The following is a 15,990-nucleotide window of genomic DNA, read 5'->3' on the forward strand; positions in this document are numbered from 1 at the left end:
CAGAGGGGACCGCCTTTGAATTTGAAAGGCCTTTGTTTTGAAAAAACTGCTTGAAACCCTTTGCGGGCTGCTGGCCGGGATCGCTCTCTTTGCGATCATGCTGCTGACCTTTCTGGACGTTGGCGGCCGCAAGCTGCTCGACAACTCCATCACCGGCTCACTGGAGCTGACCGAGTTGCTCATGGTCGTGGTCATCTTCGGCGCACTGCCCTTGGTGTCTGAGCGTGGCGAACATGTGGTGTTCGACTCGATGGATCCGTACCTGCCCGACTTCGTGAAAAAAATCCAGCGCGCGCTGGTCCACCTGCTGTGCGGTGCGGCATTGATTGCGCTCGGTTGGCTCATGTACAAAACCGGTGGCGACTTCCTCGAAACCGGTGAAACCACGGCCCAACTCAAAATCCTCAAAGCCCCGTTCATTTATGGCATGGGCCTGCTCTGCGCCTTCACGGGCGTCATCCACTTGGGCTTGATGTTCAAGGAACAACAAGACAACGAAGGAGGCGTGCTGTGATTGAAGCGCTGATTGGATTTGCAGCCATCTTTGGCCTGGCACTCTTGCGTGTGCCGCTGGCTTTCTCCATGGGCCTGGTGGGCCTGGTGGGCATTGGCCTGACCCGTGGCTGGATGCCGGCACTCGCCAGCACCGCCCAAGTCGTTTACGAAACCGGTTTTGCCTACACCCTGTCGGTGATCCCGCTGTTCATCCTGATGGGCAACTTTGTGGCCCGTGCAGGTTTGGCGCATGAACTCTTTCATGCCGCCTACACCTTCATCGGTCACCGCCGTGGCGGTCTGGCGCACGCCACCATCGCCGCTTGCGCGGGCTTTGGTGCGATCTGTGGCTCGTCCATTGCCACTGCCGCCACCATGAGCAAGGTCGCTTACCCGTCCATGAAAAAGCTTGGCTACAGCGACGCCCTGTCCACGGGCGTGATCGCGGCTGGCGGCACCTTGGGTATCATGATTCCGCCCTCCACCATCATGGTGATCTACGGCATCATCACCGAGACCCACATCGGCAAGCTGTTTGCCGCAGGCGTGATCCCCGGCATCCTGACCGCCATCTTGATGATGGTGGCGGTGGTCATCATGACTTCGCGTGATCCGCAACATGCGCCCGCTGGTGAAAAGTTCACCTGGTCGCAACGCTGGGCCGCCCTGCGCGGCATCTGGGGCGTACTACTGCTGGTGGTCATCGTGCTGGGCGGTATTTATGGCGGCTTCTTCACGGCCACCGAAGGCGCGGGCATGGGGGCCATGGGCGCTTTCCTGTTCGCTGTGGCCCGTGGTGCCCTGAGCTTCAAAGCTTTGTTCGAAGTGCTGACCGAATCGGCCCGCACCACCGCCATGCTGTTCACGCTGCTGATCTCGGCCACCATATTTGCCAACTTCGTCAATTTCACCAGCATGCCGATGGAGCTGAAAGAGTGGATCACCCACCTGGGCCTGTCCCCCCTCATGATCGTGGGCGCCATGATGCTGATCTACGTGATCCTGGGCACCGTGATGGAAGAGCTGACCATGGTGCTGCTGACCATTCCACTGTTCTTCCCGATCGTCACCCAGCTGGGCTTTGACCCGGTGTGGTTTGGTGTACTGATCGTGATGGTGATCCAGATTGGTCTGATCTCGCCACCTGTGGGCATGAACCTGTTCGTGATCAACACCCTGCTGCCCAAAGTGGGGCTGGGCACCATCTTCCGTGGGGTTTGGCCACTGGTCCTGGTGCTGGTGATCACGCTGGGCATCTTGCTGGTGTTCCCGGGCTTGAGCCTGTGGTTGCCCTCCATGATGAAGTGATCAGATTAGCGCACAAGTCAAACGGCACGCTTGGCGTGCCGTTTTTCATGGTGGTTTCAACTCATCTCCCGGTAGTTGGTGCTTCAAAAACCACGTCCACTGCCCATGCCACCCATTCCACCCATGCCACCTCCCTTGCGTCGCATCTCACCATTAGGGCGAGCTTCCTGGCGCCGAGTGTCACCCGACCCGATGGAAGACGCATTCGTGGTCAGGCTGGGAATGGTGTTCACGCCAGCCGATTTTGCAAATTCATCACCAATCGCCCAATTTGAGCCGGTGCGGGCTGTTGTGGGGTCGGCAACACGGGCCGTTCACGGTAAAACTGTTGTGCATAAGCATCCAGCCTGTCCCGATAAACCGACCACAAGCCTTGCTGCTCCGGGGCCAATTTCAGTTGCGCCTCCATCTGCTCCAAAGAAGTCATGACACGAGGTGCTGACACAATGTTCGCGGCCGGGGCATCCATGGCCGAAACCAAGGGGCTGGTGGTTTGCGCACCACAGCTTAAAGATGTCGCGGCACAAAGCAACAAGAAGTTTTTTTTCATAGGCTCCACTCTGGCAAATTGCGCTCCTAGGTTAACCCCTCGCCTTCTTCCAACAGAGCAAGGCTGTGCAAAGAAAGATGAAGAAATGCCACCCCGCCCAACGCCCCAAAACGCGGACACACTCCAATTTTTCAGGCTTGCAAATGCAGGCTGTGGCGCTCGCAAAACAGCTCGCCTGCAAACACCTTGACCTTCATGCCCATGGCAGCGGCCTCGCGTGCAGTCAAGCCGCTGCTGTAGGGAAAGGTGTCAATCATCCACTCGTGGCGCCCCAGAATTTCCAGGGCTTCGCGGTGACTGCCCGGACAGATGAACTCCACACCCGCTGTGCCCAGGGACTGGAGCACTTTTTGGCGCGTGCGCTCAAAACGGAACTGGTGATGCACAAAACGTTTTGGGCCGGGCAGCTTGGCCAACCACTCCAAAAAGCCTCTCGACAACTTTGCCGGGTTGGAAAAAATCACCGGCGTGGCCAATTTGTGCACCGGCACCGACGGCATGTAGGGCGGTGGCGTGTAGCTGGCATAGCCGCCCGGAATATTGACCAACGGCTCTGAGTACAAAGGCTGAAATCGGATGGGCGACTGCCACTCATCGCCAATCCAGCCATCGAACGTCTCCAGTCCCGTGGTCAGGCTTTGTCCACCCACCCACTTGAACATCTCACGCGCAGGCTTGGCGGACAAGGCCTTGAGGCCAATCGGGTCCATCCAGCCGCCCAGGTCGTACAGCACATCAATGTCGGCCTGATGGATGCGCAGGGCCAAGGCCTCGGCGGGCAAGGCCTGCACATCAAACCACTCTGTGGCCAGGGCCTTGAACTGCTCGGTGGCCCAGTCAGATTGATGCCCCCGGTTGAAGACCACAATGTCCGATCCCTTGGCCACATGGCGCCAACCGGCAATCGTCAAAAAATACACCGGTGAAGCCGAAAAATGCGGCGACAGCAAGGCCACGCGGGGCCGCAAACCGCCCGGCCCTGGCCTGCGCTCTTGTGTTGTGATGGTTTGCGCCGTCAACACGCCTTCAGGCAAACGCAAATGGCGCCGGGAAAAAGCCTTGACCGCCTCGCTCAGCACCTGCGCCGAACTGTCGCGGTCATACACACTGGCCATCAGCAAGGTCAACTGCGCATCTTCGCCATGCTCCGGGCTTTGCAACAAAGGACGCACCCACTGCATGGCTTGCAAGGGCAAGCCAAACACATTGATGGCCAAATCGGCCCGGGCCAGCGAAGCCTCGCCGTTGCCGGGCTGTGTTTGCAAGACCTGCGCAAACGCCGCATCAGCCGCCTCGGGCTGCTTCAAGGCCTTGAGTGCATTGCCTTGCACCATGCGGCTTTGCCACAGTGCTGGCGACAAGCTCAGGGCTTGCTGGGCATGGCGCAAAGCCGGTTCATGCCGCCCCAGCGCCAACTCACACAAAGCCAGGTTGTGGTGCACCTGGGGTGATTGCGGCAAGATTTGAAGGACCTGAGAAAAGCCCTGCTGCGCCTGCAACCAGCGCCCGGCGTTCATGGCTTGCTGTGCGTGTGTCAGTTGCTGACGCACGGCCTGTTCTTGGGTGCTCATCAGTGCAACAACTTTCTGCGCGGGAGACTGTCGCCGGGCGTGAGTTCATCGCGTGGGTCGGGGTCGGGCATGGGTTGGGCCGATGCTGCCTGGCCTGGCGCAGGCTTGATGTCTGGGTCTTCGACCGTCAACCTACGGGGGGGCTGCAGGTCTTTGGCCGACGACCGAGCATCGCCAAGCGCTGGCTGCGTGGCTACTGCAGCATCAGGCAAGACGTGCAATGCCCAGCGGGCGGCGTCGTTCATCTTGTGCATCAGCAGCTGGAGCTTGCCCAGCAAATCGTCGCTCAAGCGCAAGCTCAGGTTTTGGCCTCGGGCCAGTTGCAACACCAGCATCGGCACCTCGCCCTGCAAGCCCGCCTGCAGCGCTTTGACCAATATCGGCTCGGCCCCCAGCGGAAAACGCGCTGCCCCTTCAAACTGGGTGTAAACAGCGCTTTGCTGCAAAGCCTGCTGCTTGAATTGCGCCACCGCCTGGGCCTGCTGCACCTTGTGGTTGGACGTGAGTTTTTTCACTGCCAGGGCCTCGGTTTGCTGCATCAAAGCACCCACCACCGACCGCGTGAGCCACAGCCGATACTCCTCATTGGCCAGGGTGGTAAAGCGCAGCATCACCCTGTCCTCATCGGCCACATAACTCGCATTGATCTGACGGATGCTCATGTGAACAAACCCAGCAAGGCAGTATCTGTCACGCGCTGCCCCAGTCCCTGGCGGGCACGCGCCTTGAACAGGCTGCGGTCTTCGGCTCGCACCGTGGCGCGGTCCTTGCCCCAATCCACTTCCATCAACACGCTGTCGGGCTCATACACATACGCCCCCTGCTGGCGCGCCACCAAGGTCAGTTCCACATCCGCAAAGTGGCTGCGATAGCCCGGAAAAAACAAATCGCCGCCATACACCGTTTGCGCCCAGGCCCGCGAAGCCAAACCAAACGAAGCCAATTGACCATGCCACTTGCCATCGTTGAAGCCCAGCAAGGCGGCCGACGGCTTTTGCAAAGCGCGCAGCGCCAGGGCCATCCAGTCCCGGCCTGCAAAAGCATCTTGGGCCAGATAACCAAACCAGGGGCTTTGAGAAGCTCGAAACACCTGATTGGCCACCGCCACAAAGCCCATGCGCTCGGCATCCAGCACCGCCACCATCAAGCCTTCGGATTGGGCGCGAGAACATGCCAGGGCCATGGCCCGCTGCGCAGCTTGCATATCGGTGCATGGCATCACCATCAAAGGCCCTGGACTGACCAGGTGGGAGGCGGCTTGGGCCAGCTCACGGGCCTCGATCAAGAGCGATTGCACGGCCGACCTCCGAGACAGCGAAGCCCCAAAATCCTGAGCAGGACAAGAAATGTGTACATTGCAAACAAGTTTACCCCTTGGCAATAACCCGATTCATGTCCCAGCCCCTCACCTGCATACAACCCATGACCTTCATATGGAACCGCTTGCGCCGGGCATCACGCCACGGCTTCGATCTGTGGCTGTGCACACTGATGGTCTTGCCCCTGCTCAGCCAGGCACAAGACAGCGAAGCACCCACCGTGCTACCGACCACCAACGCAACACCAGCACAGCCCATGAGCTGGGGCACCGGTTTTGTCGTTAGCGAAGGCTACGTTCTGACAGCGCTGCATGTGGTCAAGGGCCGCACCAGTGTGCTGATCGGCCCTGTGGGCCACAACCCCGTCGGCCAGCCGCGCTGGGTGTTGGCGCAAGTGCTGCAAACGGACGCTGCGCTCGATCTGGCCTTGCTCAAGGCACGCATCGAGCTGCCGCCACTGCCCCTCTACCCGGGCATGCAAGTCCCGCTGGGTCTGGAAGTCAGCGTCATCGGTTACCCACAACCGCGCATCCAGGGCATGAGCAAAAAAATCACCCAAGGCATCATCAACGGCTATCGCAACGAAAACTCGAACAACACCGACAGCGGTTTCATGCAGATCAGCGCCGAAGTCTCACAAGGCAATTCGGGCGGCCCGGTGCTGGGACCCGACGGCACCGTGGTGGGCATGGTGCAACGCAAACTCAACAGCGCCAAAATCGCAGAACGCACCCAGGACCTGCTGGTCAATGTCAACTACGCCCTGCGATCTTCCTTGCTGATCCAGTTCTTGCAAACCACACCGGCCACCATCCGACAGCAAAACCTGTCACTGAGCACCGTGCTGCGGCCCTATCAGCTGTACGAACAAACGCAAGGCTCGGTCGTGTCCATCATCGCCAGAGGCGGCAGCCCAGCAGCCGAGCCCAAAACGACGCCGTAGGTCGGCACTCAAAGAATCCGACGTTTTCGGCTTACCTTCATGGTCGAACATGCCATCGTTGAGCGCGCCCGCATGCGGGTTTGCTTGCATGTGCGCAGGGGTCGGCGACCACGATCACGACTTTATTTTTTACTTAAACGCTCAATGATTTGTCCTGCGACGACGGTCACTAATTTGGCATTGAACTCGTTTTTTTGAAAATGCTCAGAACGCATCATCTGCGTCAAAGCTTGCTCTGCTGACTGACCGGGCAAAGGCTGCAAAGGCAGGGCCTGGGGCTCTGGCCAAAAAATTCTTTTTGCTGCCTCAATATCACCCTCTGAGACCGCAGGCATCCCGACTAAATTGTCTGGAATTTTCTGCCGCACTTCGATGGACTGTGCCACCTCCAACAACAGTTTAACGTGCTCAGGTCTTTGCAAAAACTCCGGCGACATGACAAAAGTGCTCAGCAAATTTTCTCGCGACATGCCCAGTCGCGGCGCAATCACCGCATCCGACTCCGGATCACGCCGCAAGAACAAGCGATACGCTGCGATCACTTCATCTCTACCGATAACCGGCACCACAGGACTGTCAACGACTACCGGTGCTGGCTCGGGTGCTGGCTCGGGTGCGGGTGCGGGTGCAGGTGCAGGTGCAGGTGCAGGTGCTGGTGCTGGTGCTGGTGCTGGTTCGGGCTCGGGCTCGGGCTCGGGCGCTGGCTCCGGTGCTGATGCTGGTGCTGACTCGGGCTCGGGTGCGGGTGCGGGTGCTGGCGCAGGCGTGCCAGCAAAACCGGCCAATACGCCTGCGGCTTCTTGCAAATCAGCGTTGGCTGAAACTCGCAATTGCGCTTGAACCTGAGCCACCGCCTCCTCTACCGGAAATGGTGCTGGCACCTTTTCTTGCGTCGCCATGACAGGGGCCGCAATGGGTGGATTTTTTTTACCAAAAAAAGATGACAAGAAACTCATACACAACCTCTACTTCATCACAGCCAGATGGCCGCAAGACTCATGATGACCCAAACTTGACTTCTGTGGGGGTGATGGCTCTCAAATACTTTTCACACCAGGCCTTGCCATTGGTCTGACTCAAGTACAGGTTGCGGTAATTGACCCAACAGGCCGCCAACCAGGCGGACTGGGTTTTGTGCGCAACATCTTTCATCTCGCGCAACAATTTCAAGTGAACATTCAATTCCCGTTCACGCTCCGGCAAGGCCACTTTGTAAGCCTTCAGTCCCTTGCCCTCGCTGCGCATGAACACCATGAACAAGCGCTCCACAATGAATGGAATGTAAGTTGCCCCGGCGTGCAAAGCTTTGTCATCAGCCACTTTGGAGTGAATCAGATCCCGAATTTTCGGGTCCAATCGCTTGTCAGCCGTCACCAACACCCGCTTCACGAAGGGTATGAACAAACTCCAGAATTTGGGGGAAGCCACAAAATAATTAGCCGCTGAAAAATTGCTCGAAGGCTCAATTGCAATCAATTCCTTGTCATCCAAACCCGCCGCTGCATAAAACAAACGCGCCAGTTCCAGGAACTGAGGGTGAGACACTTCTCCTTGCACCCACATGTTGTGATAAACACCTTCATTATTGGGGTGTGGGTTGCAAAAATAAACGTCATATCCCGGATGGTCCACAATCTGTTTGACCAACTCGGCACCTTGCATGCCCGTCTTTTCTGCAAATCGCCAAGACAGTGCGCCCCAAAGTACAGCACCTTGAGTCGCTGCATTGCGCTGCAATTGTTCAAATACATTGAACTCCATCAACTCCGATGAATTGCGGCTGTTGTCCAGAGGATAAAAAGCCGGGTCCAATAATTCACGCTGCCAACCCTCAAAATAAATCTGAAAAATCCTGATGGGTGAATTCAATGCGCGAGGCGGCTCTTTAGACAGCTTGCGCTCCAACTGCCCATCAACCTCAGGTGTTGGGCCTGGCGCAACAGGTAAATCGGCCACTCTTGTTTTTTCATCCGCTTCTTCAGATTGGGGCGCAGATTCCATCGATGCAAGCGATTTGACCGCAGCGACATTGGATGGAGTGTTAACCGCTGGCGCAACGCTCGAAGCATCTGCAAGGGTGCCGATCTCGCTCACAAGCTGATCGGATTTGGCTGACCCTGCATGAATGGACTTTGCATCAGCGAGAACCGCTTTCACTGATGCAGACTTTGAGGGCGTCTTGACATTTAAAACGGGTTTTCTCGCGCCGGGTTTAACCGCTGATTTTTTCTTGGTAGTGGCCAAATTTTTCTCCTGGCCTGCATGAATTTGTGCAGGCATTGATTCTGATTGCAACGAGTTTAAACCTACACTGACGGCATGAGCAGCACATCCGGTTTCAATCTCGTTGGCTACGCTACATCCCCCATGGGATTGGGTGAAGATCTACGCACCTTTGCCGCCATGCTTGACCACCTTGGCATTCCATTTTCGGTCATTGATGTTCCCACCGATGTGCAAGGACGTGTCCAAGTGGCATGGCAGCACATGACCACCCAAGACTACTCGACCAGCATTTTTTTCATGGCAGCAACAGAGTGTGAACGCCTGGTCAGGTTGCACCCCCAACTGCTGACACAACCGAAAAAAAAGGTCGGTTATTTTCTGTGGGAACTTCCAGATTTTCCCGCCGATCAAGTGCCAGCACTCAAACTGATGGACCACATTTGGTGTCCAACCCGCTTTGTACAGCAATCATTCTTTGCGCAATCGAGACAACTCACCTTGGCATTGCCCCTGCCCGTTGTACAGCACGCGAGTGTTGGCATCGACTTCAGGAAAAAACTCAAAATACCAGCCAATGCATTCGTGTCACTTTTCATGTTCGACCTGCATTCGACGCTGCAAAGAAAAAACCCGCAGGCGGTACTGCGGGTTTTTCTTGAAATGGCCAAAACATGTTCTGATGCTTATCTGATCCTCAAGGTCAGTCGCTGGCAAAACATGGGGGCTGATGCACTGAAATGGCTCCCTCGGCACCCGCGCATCAAAGTCATCAAAGACACCTTGCAACCTGGCGAGCTGACCGATCTGTACCTCTGCGCCAATTGCTACTTGTCATTGCACCGCAGTGAAGGCTTCGGCCGCACTTTGGTTGAAGCATTGCAAAACGGCCTGCACCTGGTGTGCACGAATTTTTCGGGGCCACAGGATTTTGTAACGACAGATAACAGCCTGCTGGTCAACTGGAATCGAATCGAAGTGGGCGTCCATGACTACCCCAACCTCACAGTGACAAGCTGGTGGGCTGATCCCGATGAAACCCACGCCTTACAGCGCCTGCATGAAGCACGAGAGCGGTCTCAAAGAGGACGCAATCTCGCGGGGTTGACACTGACGAAACAGTTTTCTTACGAAGGTCTCGCGAACAAGTACAAACCTGTTCTGCAAACCTACATGTGCTGAGTTTCCTGCGCTGTGCGCATCCACAGATGCTCCCCATCCAACTCAATCGGAGCCAAACAAATCCCGCGTATAGACCTTGGTCGTGACATCAGCCAAATCTTCTGTATGACGGTTAGCGACGATCAGATCGGCTCGCTGCTTGAACACATCCAGGTCCTGGATGACCTCGGAATTGAAAAAGTGGGACTCATTGAGCACGGGCTCATAAACCACCACCTCGACCCCTTTGGCCTTGAGCCGCTTCATGATGCCCTGCACGCTGCTGGCCCGGAAATTGTCGCTGCCCGCCTTCATGACCAAGCGGTAAATGCCCACCACCTTGGGTTTGCGCTTCAAGATATCAAAGGCCACGAAATCCTTGCGGGTGCTGTTGGCATCGACAATGGCACGCATCAAGTTTTGCGGCACATCAGCATAGTTGGCCAACATCTGCTTGGTGTCTTTGGGCAAGCAATACCCGCCATAACCAAAAGACGGGTTGTTGTAATGGTTGCCAATGCGCGGGTCCAGACATACCCCGTCAATGATCTGCCGCGTATCCAGCCCCAAAGACGAAGCGTAGCTGTCCAGCTCATTGAAATACGCCACGCGCATGGCCAGATAAGTGTTGGCAAACAGCTTGATGGCCTCGGCCTCTGTGCTGTCGGCAAGCAACACAGGCATGTCTTTTTTAATGGCCCCTTCGACCAACAAATCAGCAAAGGCCTGCCCCATCTCGGAGCGCTCCCCCACCACAATGCGGCTGGGATGCAAGTTGTCCTGCAAGGCCTTGCCTTCACGCAAAAACTCTGGTGAAAACAACACGTTGTGCGTCATGAACTTCAAGCGCATGCGTTCCGTAAAACCCACGGGCACAGTGGACTTGATCACCATCGTGGCCTGGGGGTTGATGGTCAACACATCCGCAATCACCGACTCGACCGACTTGGTGTTGAAATAATTGCTCACCGGGTCGTAATCCGTTGGTGTGGCAATGATCACAAAGCTCGCCCCCTTGTAAGCCTCTTCCTTGCTCAACGTTGCCTTGAAATTCAGTGGCTTGTTGGACAAATAGTCCTCCATCTCCACATCCTCAATGGGCAACACTTTGCGATTGAGTTGATCCACCTTGGACGCGACCACATCCAAGGCGACTACCTCATGGTTTTGGGCCAACAAAATACCATTGGACAAACCCACATAACCTGTTCCGGCGATTGCAATTTTCATCTGAATTCCATTTTTAAAAACCATCAGCTGAGCAGTTTTAGCTCAAGCACCTTAAAAGACAATTCACGGTCATCGGTAGAACCAGCATCATGCTTGGCAGGCACAAACCCCTGATCCGTCTGCACAGTCCACATCATCAAGCCAGGCAAATCTGTGGCGGGCACCTCGAAGCGCAAAACAAATTCTTCAGGCACCTCAATCTCGGAAACCTGTTCTTCCCCATGAGGGCTACGCACACGCAAAGTCATCGTGCCCGCCTCGGGCCAACTGGCCACACAACGCAGCAACACTGCACTGGCCGCCTTGTCGGTCCAGCGGTATTTCACGGCCACCTCATGACTCACCCAAGCATCGGGCTGCACGGTGGCCATCAAACCAGGCTTGACCAAATTCAAGCGCGTATCCGTTCGCAACTGCAAACCCACGAGCTTCAAATCTTCTGCAGACAAAAACCCCTTCGACTCAAGAATGAAGCTCTGCAATTGCTTGAGCAAAGGCTCCTGATCCGGACCGAAGGGATAGGTCTCACACATTTCGTCCACATGCGTCCAGAACCAATGTTGCGGCGCAACAGTCAAATGCTTAGCAACAACTTTCATTCCGTCCAACGCTACAAGGCGCCGCTGTTTTTGGGTCAAGCATGCTGCGTGCAATCGCGAATAAGCCTGAATCCGTTGGAGCCAAGAAATTTGCCTAGGAAATCTTTTGAAAAATCTGAGCCAGAGATCAAAATCAAATGCGGTTTTGATGGACTCATCCAATGGACCAATGATGTCCAAAGCTTCTCGCCGCAGGAACACAGTAGGCTGGCAAATAAAACTACCATCTGAAAACTTCTCTATCGGTGTTGAAGGCGGCAAGCTCGGGTACGTGTTCAATACATGGCCAGAAGCATCTATGTGCTCTGCCAAGCCATACAACATCTCGACCCAAGGGTTTTTCACAAAATGTTCAACCGCATTTACAACGGCACCTTCAGCATACAAATCGTCCGAATTGAGCCAGCCGATGATCTCGCCTTGAGCCAAAGAAATCGCTGTATTGATGGCCTGCGCAGGCCCCGAGTCTTGTTGGCTGACCCAGCGTAAGCGGTTACCAAACTCACGCTGCAAATGCACCAACAACTCCACGGTGCCATCGGTGGATTGACCGTCCGCAACAACCAACTCCAGCCTGTCATAAGGCTGCTCCAGCACACTGCGAATGGCAGCCTCCAAAAACGGGGCCTGATTCAAGCTGGGCATCACCACCGACACAAATGGCAGTACTTGTGGCTCGTCTTGGGGCACGCTGGGCACTGGTGCTTTTAGCGTCTTGGAAGAGGCATTGGATTTTGTTTGGCGGGCAGAAGATGTTGCGCTTTTGGACACTGCCTTACGCTGTGTCCCTGAAGCCGGCAAATCTGACTGAGCAAGCCCAACTGTTGAATCTGTCTTTTTTTTGGAAACCATATCACCCATCACACACGACCATACTGGTCAGAAAATCTCACAATGTCGTCCTCGCCCAGATACGACCCCGACTGCACCTCGATCAAATGCAAAGGCAGCTTGCCCGGGTTTTCGAGCGAATGCACCACACCCACCGGAATATAGACCGATTGGTTTTCGGTGATCAACTTCGTCTCGTCGCCAATGCGCACCCTGGCCGTGCCCGACACCACCACCCAATGCTCGGCACGGTGGTGGTGCATCTGCACCGACAACTTGGCACCGGGCTTGACCACAATGCGCTTGACCTGAAAACGCGCACCATTGTCCACCGAATCATAAGACCCCCACGGCCTGAACACCTCTCGGTGCACATCCACCTCGGGCCGTTTTTGTGCCTTCAGGCGATCCACTACTTTTTTCACATCCTGGGCTTTGTCTTTGTGGGCCACCAGCACAGCGTCTGATGTTTCTACAACCACCAAGCCATCCACCCCAATCAAGGCCACCAAACGGCTGTCTGCATGCACATAGCTGTTGGTCACGCCTTCCAGCAAAACATCACCGCGTGTTGCATTGCCCTGACCGTCTTGCGGCAACACTTGCCACACCGCAGACCATGCGCCCACATCGCTCCAGCCCGCATCAAGCGGCACCACCACAGCCTTGGCGGTCTTTTCCATCACCGCGTAATCGACCGAATCAGATGGGCTTTGGGCAAAGGCTTCTTTGTCCAGTCGCACAAACTCCAGGTCTTTGCTGCCCAGACGCCAGGCGGCCTCGCAGGCTGCGAGCATGGCCGGATTGTGCTGCGCCAACTCTTGCAAAAACACCGATGCCTTGAACATGAACATGCCACTGTTCCAGGTGTAGCTGCCGTCTTTCAGATACGCCTGGGCCGTTGCCAGATTGGGCTTTTCAACAAACTGGGCCACGGGCACTGCCGCATTGGCGTTCAGCACCTGTGCAGCCTTGACGTAGCCATAACCCGTCTCGGCATGTGTGGGCACAATGCCAAACGTCACCAGCGCCCCTGCTTCAGCCGCCTGCAGCCCCACACGCACAGCATGGTGAAAGGCGGGCACATTGGCAAACGTGTGGTCAGACGGCAGCACCAACAGCACCGGGTCACCCCCCGACTCTTGCGCAGCCAATGCAGCGACGGTGATGGCGGGCGCCGTATTGCGAGCGACAGGCTCGAGCAAAATGCTCAGGGGCTCGATGCCCGCCTCTCGGCATTGCTCGCCCACCAAAAACCGGTGGTCGTTGTTGGCCACCACAATGGGCCGCATGACATCGGCCGTGATGCCCTGCAGCCGCTGCAGCGTGAGCTGAAACAGCGAGGCACTTCGGTCACCCCCAAAAACTGCTTGGGGCGCAAGGAACGCGACAGCGGCCACAAACGTGAGCCACTGCCACCAGACAACACCACAGGAATTAACTTTGACACCTAAACCCCTTTAAAGAAGACGCTCTTCTAATAGTTTTTGCACGATCCCAGCCTGCCGCTGATCCCGCCTACGCTTGATCGGATCACGTGCCTCTGCTTTTTCTGCCAACCAATACTTGAATTCAACGAATGTCTGAGGAGAAACCGTTCTCATCTTTGCCATCCGTCCCGTTGAGCTAACCACCACACATTCAAACTTGGGGGCGCTGGTCAGCACTGACGCTCGCATGGCTTGCACAGGCCAAATGTCATCTTCATCATCCGAGAATCTAAAAGGGTGCGGATCATCGCCTTCTTGCATGCGCCGCAAAAAATCAACTTCAAAACCTGTGTTATTGATTGCTGACTCGTTTTGCCCTTCCTTACGCACAAACGTGCGGTCTGCACGTTGCAAAACGCTTAGAACAGAATCATCCAACTTGGCCATGTCGCTTAAAAACTGCACCTTCTTTCGGGCATCCCACAGCAAATCTACGTCCAAAGTCGCCATTGCAGCCTGCTCTATACGCACACCTGCTGCCATTTCGTAGGCATAAAGGGCATGCGTGCCCACCACAGTGAAGTGATTGGCCAAACCGCTGTCTTCCAACGCCTGAAGTATGTCAATCAAGAGGACTGGAGCGCGACCTACTTTCAGCGCTTTATTCAGCCGTTCTGCTTCTTTTAGAGCGCCACGCAGAGAGCTCAAGCGTGCCTCAATAGCGTTTTTTTGTACGTTGAACTCAGTAGTGTCCGGTTAAAAAGTGAACAAATTCAACTGCTTAGCGCAGTCAGGTGGTGCGGTTGTGTAAGCATCGGTCTGCAAGGCGCATGAAATCGAGGTTTTCTCGAAAACAGACACCGACAAAATCTGTAGGCAAGTGTAGAGCGAGGCCTTCAATTGCAACTCCTTCTTGACAATGGCAATCAGCACGTAAGTGGCCACGGCGCACCAAATTTGCGTCTTGACTGCGTTCTCACTGGTGCCCAGAAACTTCTTGATGCGCAGATGCTGCTTGATCCATTTGAAGAACAACTCCACCTGCCAACGGTTCTTGTACAGGGCTGTGATGGTCAACGCTGGCAGTGTCATGTTGTTGGTCAGAAAGACCAGCACCTTTCCCGTCTGGGGGTCCTTGAACTTGATGCGCCGCAAGTGCTCGGGGTAGTCCTTGCTGGCGTAGTGCCCATTGAGCGCAATGGTCTGATCGCAGACAAGGCCTGTTGTTCTGTCTACAGGCGCCGAGTACACACGCCGGGCGTTCATATTGCTCTTGGCACGGGTCACGAAGAAGGCGGCGCACTGGTGCATGGTGTACAGGCGAGAGAAGTCCAGATAGCCCCTGTCCATGATGTAGAAAGCGCCCGCTTCCATGGGCAGCATGTCCAGCACATGCACATCGTGCATCTTGCCGTCGCTGATGTGGATGAAGGCGGGGATGGAGCCGCGCAAGTCCAGCAAGGTGTGCATCTTCACAGCGGCCTTGGTGGAGCGAAACGGTGCCCAGTCGAACAAACCCAGACACAGGTCGATGGTGGTGGAGTCCAAGGCGTAGACGGTGGCATCCAAATCCACGCCCATGGGTTCTTGGGCGTACAGTCTGCGGGCTCGGTCGATCAATCGCATCGCCAGAGCATGGTAAATGCGCCAGTCTCGAGAATTCAGGGCATCGGCCAGCGTCGAGCGTGCAGGAATGTGGCGCATGCCCATGTGAAAAAGTTTGGACTGATTGGCCGTCAAACACGCTTCGATGTCGCGCAAAGACTCGCGCCAAGTCAGTTGGGCAAACGCCATGATGCGAAACAGCTCGGTACAGCTGAGCGTGCGCACCCCGGTATCGCCTCGATGGCGCTCGATGATGCGGCCAAAGGTCTTCCAAGGCACAAAGTCCATGACCTGCGCGAACAAGGTTTTGCCTGCGTTCATGGGCATCTCCAGGTGATTGAACCCCTGGAGCATGCCTAGTGCGCAAAATCAAATTCAAATCGTGGACACCCATGAAACCTCTGAAACCCTTGCCGTTACTGGCTTGCAGCGGGTTGGCTATCAAATAAACCGGACACTACTGCGTTGAACTCTTGATAGGTGCGTTCAGTCTCTGTGCTTCTCGCACCTACCCGTTGCTGCCGGTTGTCGCGGTACGTTTTCACAAGGTACTCATAGCCACCTTGTTTTTTCCAATACATCCCACCGACATAGCGTTTGGCTTTTAACTTGGTCGCCTGAAACTCTTGGAAAATGGTTGACGAATCAATCCATTGCCTCGCGGCGTTATCGGGTATGTGTATCCAATCCATTGGCCGTATAAAATTAATTTTTTAACATTTTAC

Annotated in this window: 16 protein-coding genes and 1 pseudogene; 5 read left to right on the top strand and 12 right to left on the bottom strand. The window is 55.7% G+C overall.

The features are described from left to right. Positions 1–37: 37 nt before the first annotated feature. Together B9Z51_RS01590 and B9Z51_RS01595 are read left to right on the top strand one after the other, a co-directional pair. Positions 38–514: a TRAP transporter small permease gene (locus B9Z51_RS01590; RefSeq protein WP_233254787.1), complete on the top strand. Its 477-nt coding sequence runs from the start codon at positions 38–40 to the stop codon at positions 512–514. Beyond that, positions 511–1,803, top strand: a complete 1,293-nt coding sequence (locus tag B9Z51_RS01595; protein ID WP_108371223.1) for a TRAP transporter large permease — start codon at positions 511–513, stop codon at positions 1,801–1,803. Before B9Z51_RS01590 ends, B9Z51_RS01595 begins: the two co-directional genes overlap by 4 nt. A gap of 229 nt (positions 1,804–2,032) precedes the next feature. Here B9Z51_RS01595 and B9Z51_RS18120 read toward each other — a convergent pair whose 3' ends face one another. The 4 genes from B9Z51_RS18120 to B9Z51_RS01615 form a co-directional block, all read right to left on the bottom strand. Next, positions 2,033–2,230 carry a hypothetical protein gene (locus B9Z51_RS18120; protein WP_146187664.1) on the bottom strand — a complete coding sequence of 66 codons (198 nt, stop codon included), beginning with the start codon at positions 2,228–2,230 and terminating at the stop codon, positions 2,033–2,035. A 254-nt stretch (positions 2,231–2,484) separates the two neighbouring features. Beyond that, on the bottom strand, positions 2,485–3,924 hold the full coding sequence (locus tag B9Z51_RS01605; protein ID WP_108371225.1) for a hypothetical protein: 1,440 nt from the start codon (positions 3,922–3,924) through the stop codon (positions 2,485–2,487). Further along, on the bottom strand, positions 3,924–4,586 hold the full coding sequence (locus B9Z51_RS01610; RefSeq protein ID WP_108371227.1) for a hypothetical protein: 663 nt from the start codon (positions 4,584–4,586) through the stop codon (positions 3,924–3,926). The genes B9Z51_RS01605 and B9Z51_RS01610 overlap by 1 nt, the downstream gene beginning before the upstream one ends. After that, positions 4,583–5,221, bottom strand: a complete 639-nt coding sequence (locus B9Z51_RS01615; RefSeq protein WP_108371228.1) for a hypothetical protein — start codon at positions 5,219–5,221, stop codon at positions 4,583–4,585. Before B9Z51_RS01615 ends, B9Z51_RS01610 begins: the two co-directional genes overlap by 4 nt. A 125-nt stretch (positions 5,222–5,346) precedes the next feature. On the opposite strand from B9Z51_RS01615, the gene B9Z51_RS01620 reads away from it, so the two are divergent. Further along, positions 5,347–6,186: a serine protease gene (locus B9Z51_RS01620; RefSeq protein WP_158272798.1), complete on the top strand. Its 840-nt coding sequence runs from the start codon at positions 5,347–5,349 to the stop codon at positions 6,184–6,186. A 122-nt stretch (positions 6,187–6,308) separates the two neighbouring features. Here the strand turns inward: B9Z51_RS01620 and B9Z51_RS18335 are convergent, their stop codons facing one another. Continuing rightward, complete coding sequence (locus tag B9Z51_RS18335) at positions 6,309–6,623, bottom strand: hypothetical protein (RefSeq protein WP_158272799.1); 315 nt, start codon at positions 6,621–6,623, stop codon at positions 6,309–6,311. On the opposite strand from B9Z51_RS18335, the gene B9Z51_RS18340 reads away from it, so the two are divergent. Beyond that, positions 6,622–7,026 carry a hypothetical protein gene (locus B9Z51_RS18340; protein ID WP_158272800.1) on the top strand — a complete coding sequence of 135 codons (405 nt, stop codon included), beginning with the start codon at positions 6,622–6,624 and terminating at the stop codon, positions 7,024–7,026. The genes B9Z51_RS18335 and B9Z51_RS18340 overlap by 2 nt on opposite strands. Before the next feature lie 156 nt (positions 7,027–7,182). Here the strand turns inward: B9Z51_RS18340 and B9Z51_RS01630 are convergent, their stop codons facing one another. Beyond that, the gene (locus B9Z51_RS01630) at positions 7,183–8,466 is read right to left on the bottom strand and encodes a hypothetical protein (RefSeq protein WP_146187666.1); all 1,284 of its coding nucleotides are present in this window, start codon (positions 8,464–8,466) and stop codon (positions 7,183–7,185) included. A gap of 39 nt (positions 8,467–8,505) precedes the next feature. Here B9Z51_RS01630 and B9Z51_RS01635 point away from each other — a divergent pair, with 39 nt between their 5' ends. After that, on the top strand, positions 8,506–9,591 hold the full coding sequence (locus B9Z51_RS01635; protein ID WP_108371235.1) for a glycosyltransferase: 1,086 nt from the start codon (positions 8,506–8,508) through the stop codon (positions 9,589–9,591). Positions 9,592–9,633: 42 nt separating this feature from the next. Here B9Z51_RS01635 and B9Z51_RS01640 read toward each other — a convergent pair whose 3' ends face one another. The 6 genes and pseudogenes from B9Z51_RS01640 to B9Z51_RS01665 form a co-directional block, all read right to left on the bottom strand. Beyond that, a complete protein-coding gene (locus B9Z51_RS01640) occupies positions 9,634–10,800 on the bottom strand; it encodes a nucleotide sugar dehydrogenase (protein ID WP_108371236.1) in 1,167 nt (388 codons plus the stop codon). A 23-nt stretch (positions 10,801–10,823) separates the two neighbouring features. Beyond that, on the bottom strand, positions 10,824–12,260 hold the full coding sequence (locus B9Z51_RS01645) for a glycosyltransferase family 2 protein (protein ID WP_108371238.1): 1,437 nt from the start codon (positions 12,258–12,260) through the stop codon (positions 10,824–10,826). After that, positions 12,260–13,680 (bottom strand): annotated as a pseudogene (locus tag B9Z51_RS01650) (mannose-1-phosphate guanylyltransferase/mannose-6-phosphate isomerase). The gene B9Z51_RS01645 and the pseudogene B9Z51_RS01650 overlap by 1 nt, the downstream one beginning before the upstream one ends. A gap of 10 nt (positions 13,681–13,690) precedes the next feature. After that, positions 13,691–14,368, bottom strand: coding sequence for a GSU2403 family nucleotidyltransferase fold protein (locus B9Z51_RS01655; protein ID WP_233254788.1), 678 nt, complete (start codon positions 14,366–14,368; stop codon positions 13,691–13,693). Positions 14,369–14,416: 48 nt separating this feature from the next. Next, on the bottom strand, positions 14,417–15,586 hold the full coding sequence (locus B9Z51_RS01660; RefSeq protein WP_108372625.1) for an IS4 family transposase: 1,170 nt from the start codon (positions 15,584–15,586) through the stop codon (positions 14,417–14,419). Between the two features lie 95 nt (positions 15,587–15,681). Continuing rightward, positions 15,682–15,957: a hypothetical protein gene (locus B9Z51_RS01665; RefSeq protein ID WP_108371241.1), complete on the bottom strand. Its 276-nt coding sequence runs from the start codon at positions 15,955–15,957 to the stop codon at positions 15,682–15,684. Positions 15,958–15,990 lie beyond the last annotated feature (33 nt).

It is taken from the genome of Limnohabitans sp. T6-5, assembly GCF_003063315.1.
In the GTDB taxonomy this organism is placed as follows: Bacteria; Pseudomonadota; Gammaproteobacteria; order Burkholderiales; family Burkholderiaceae_C; genus Limnohabitans_A.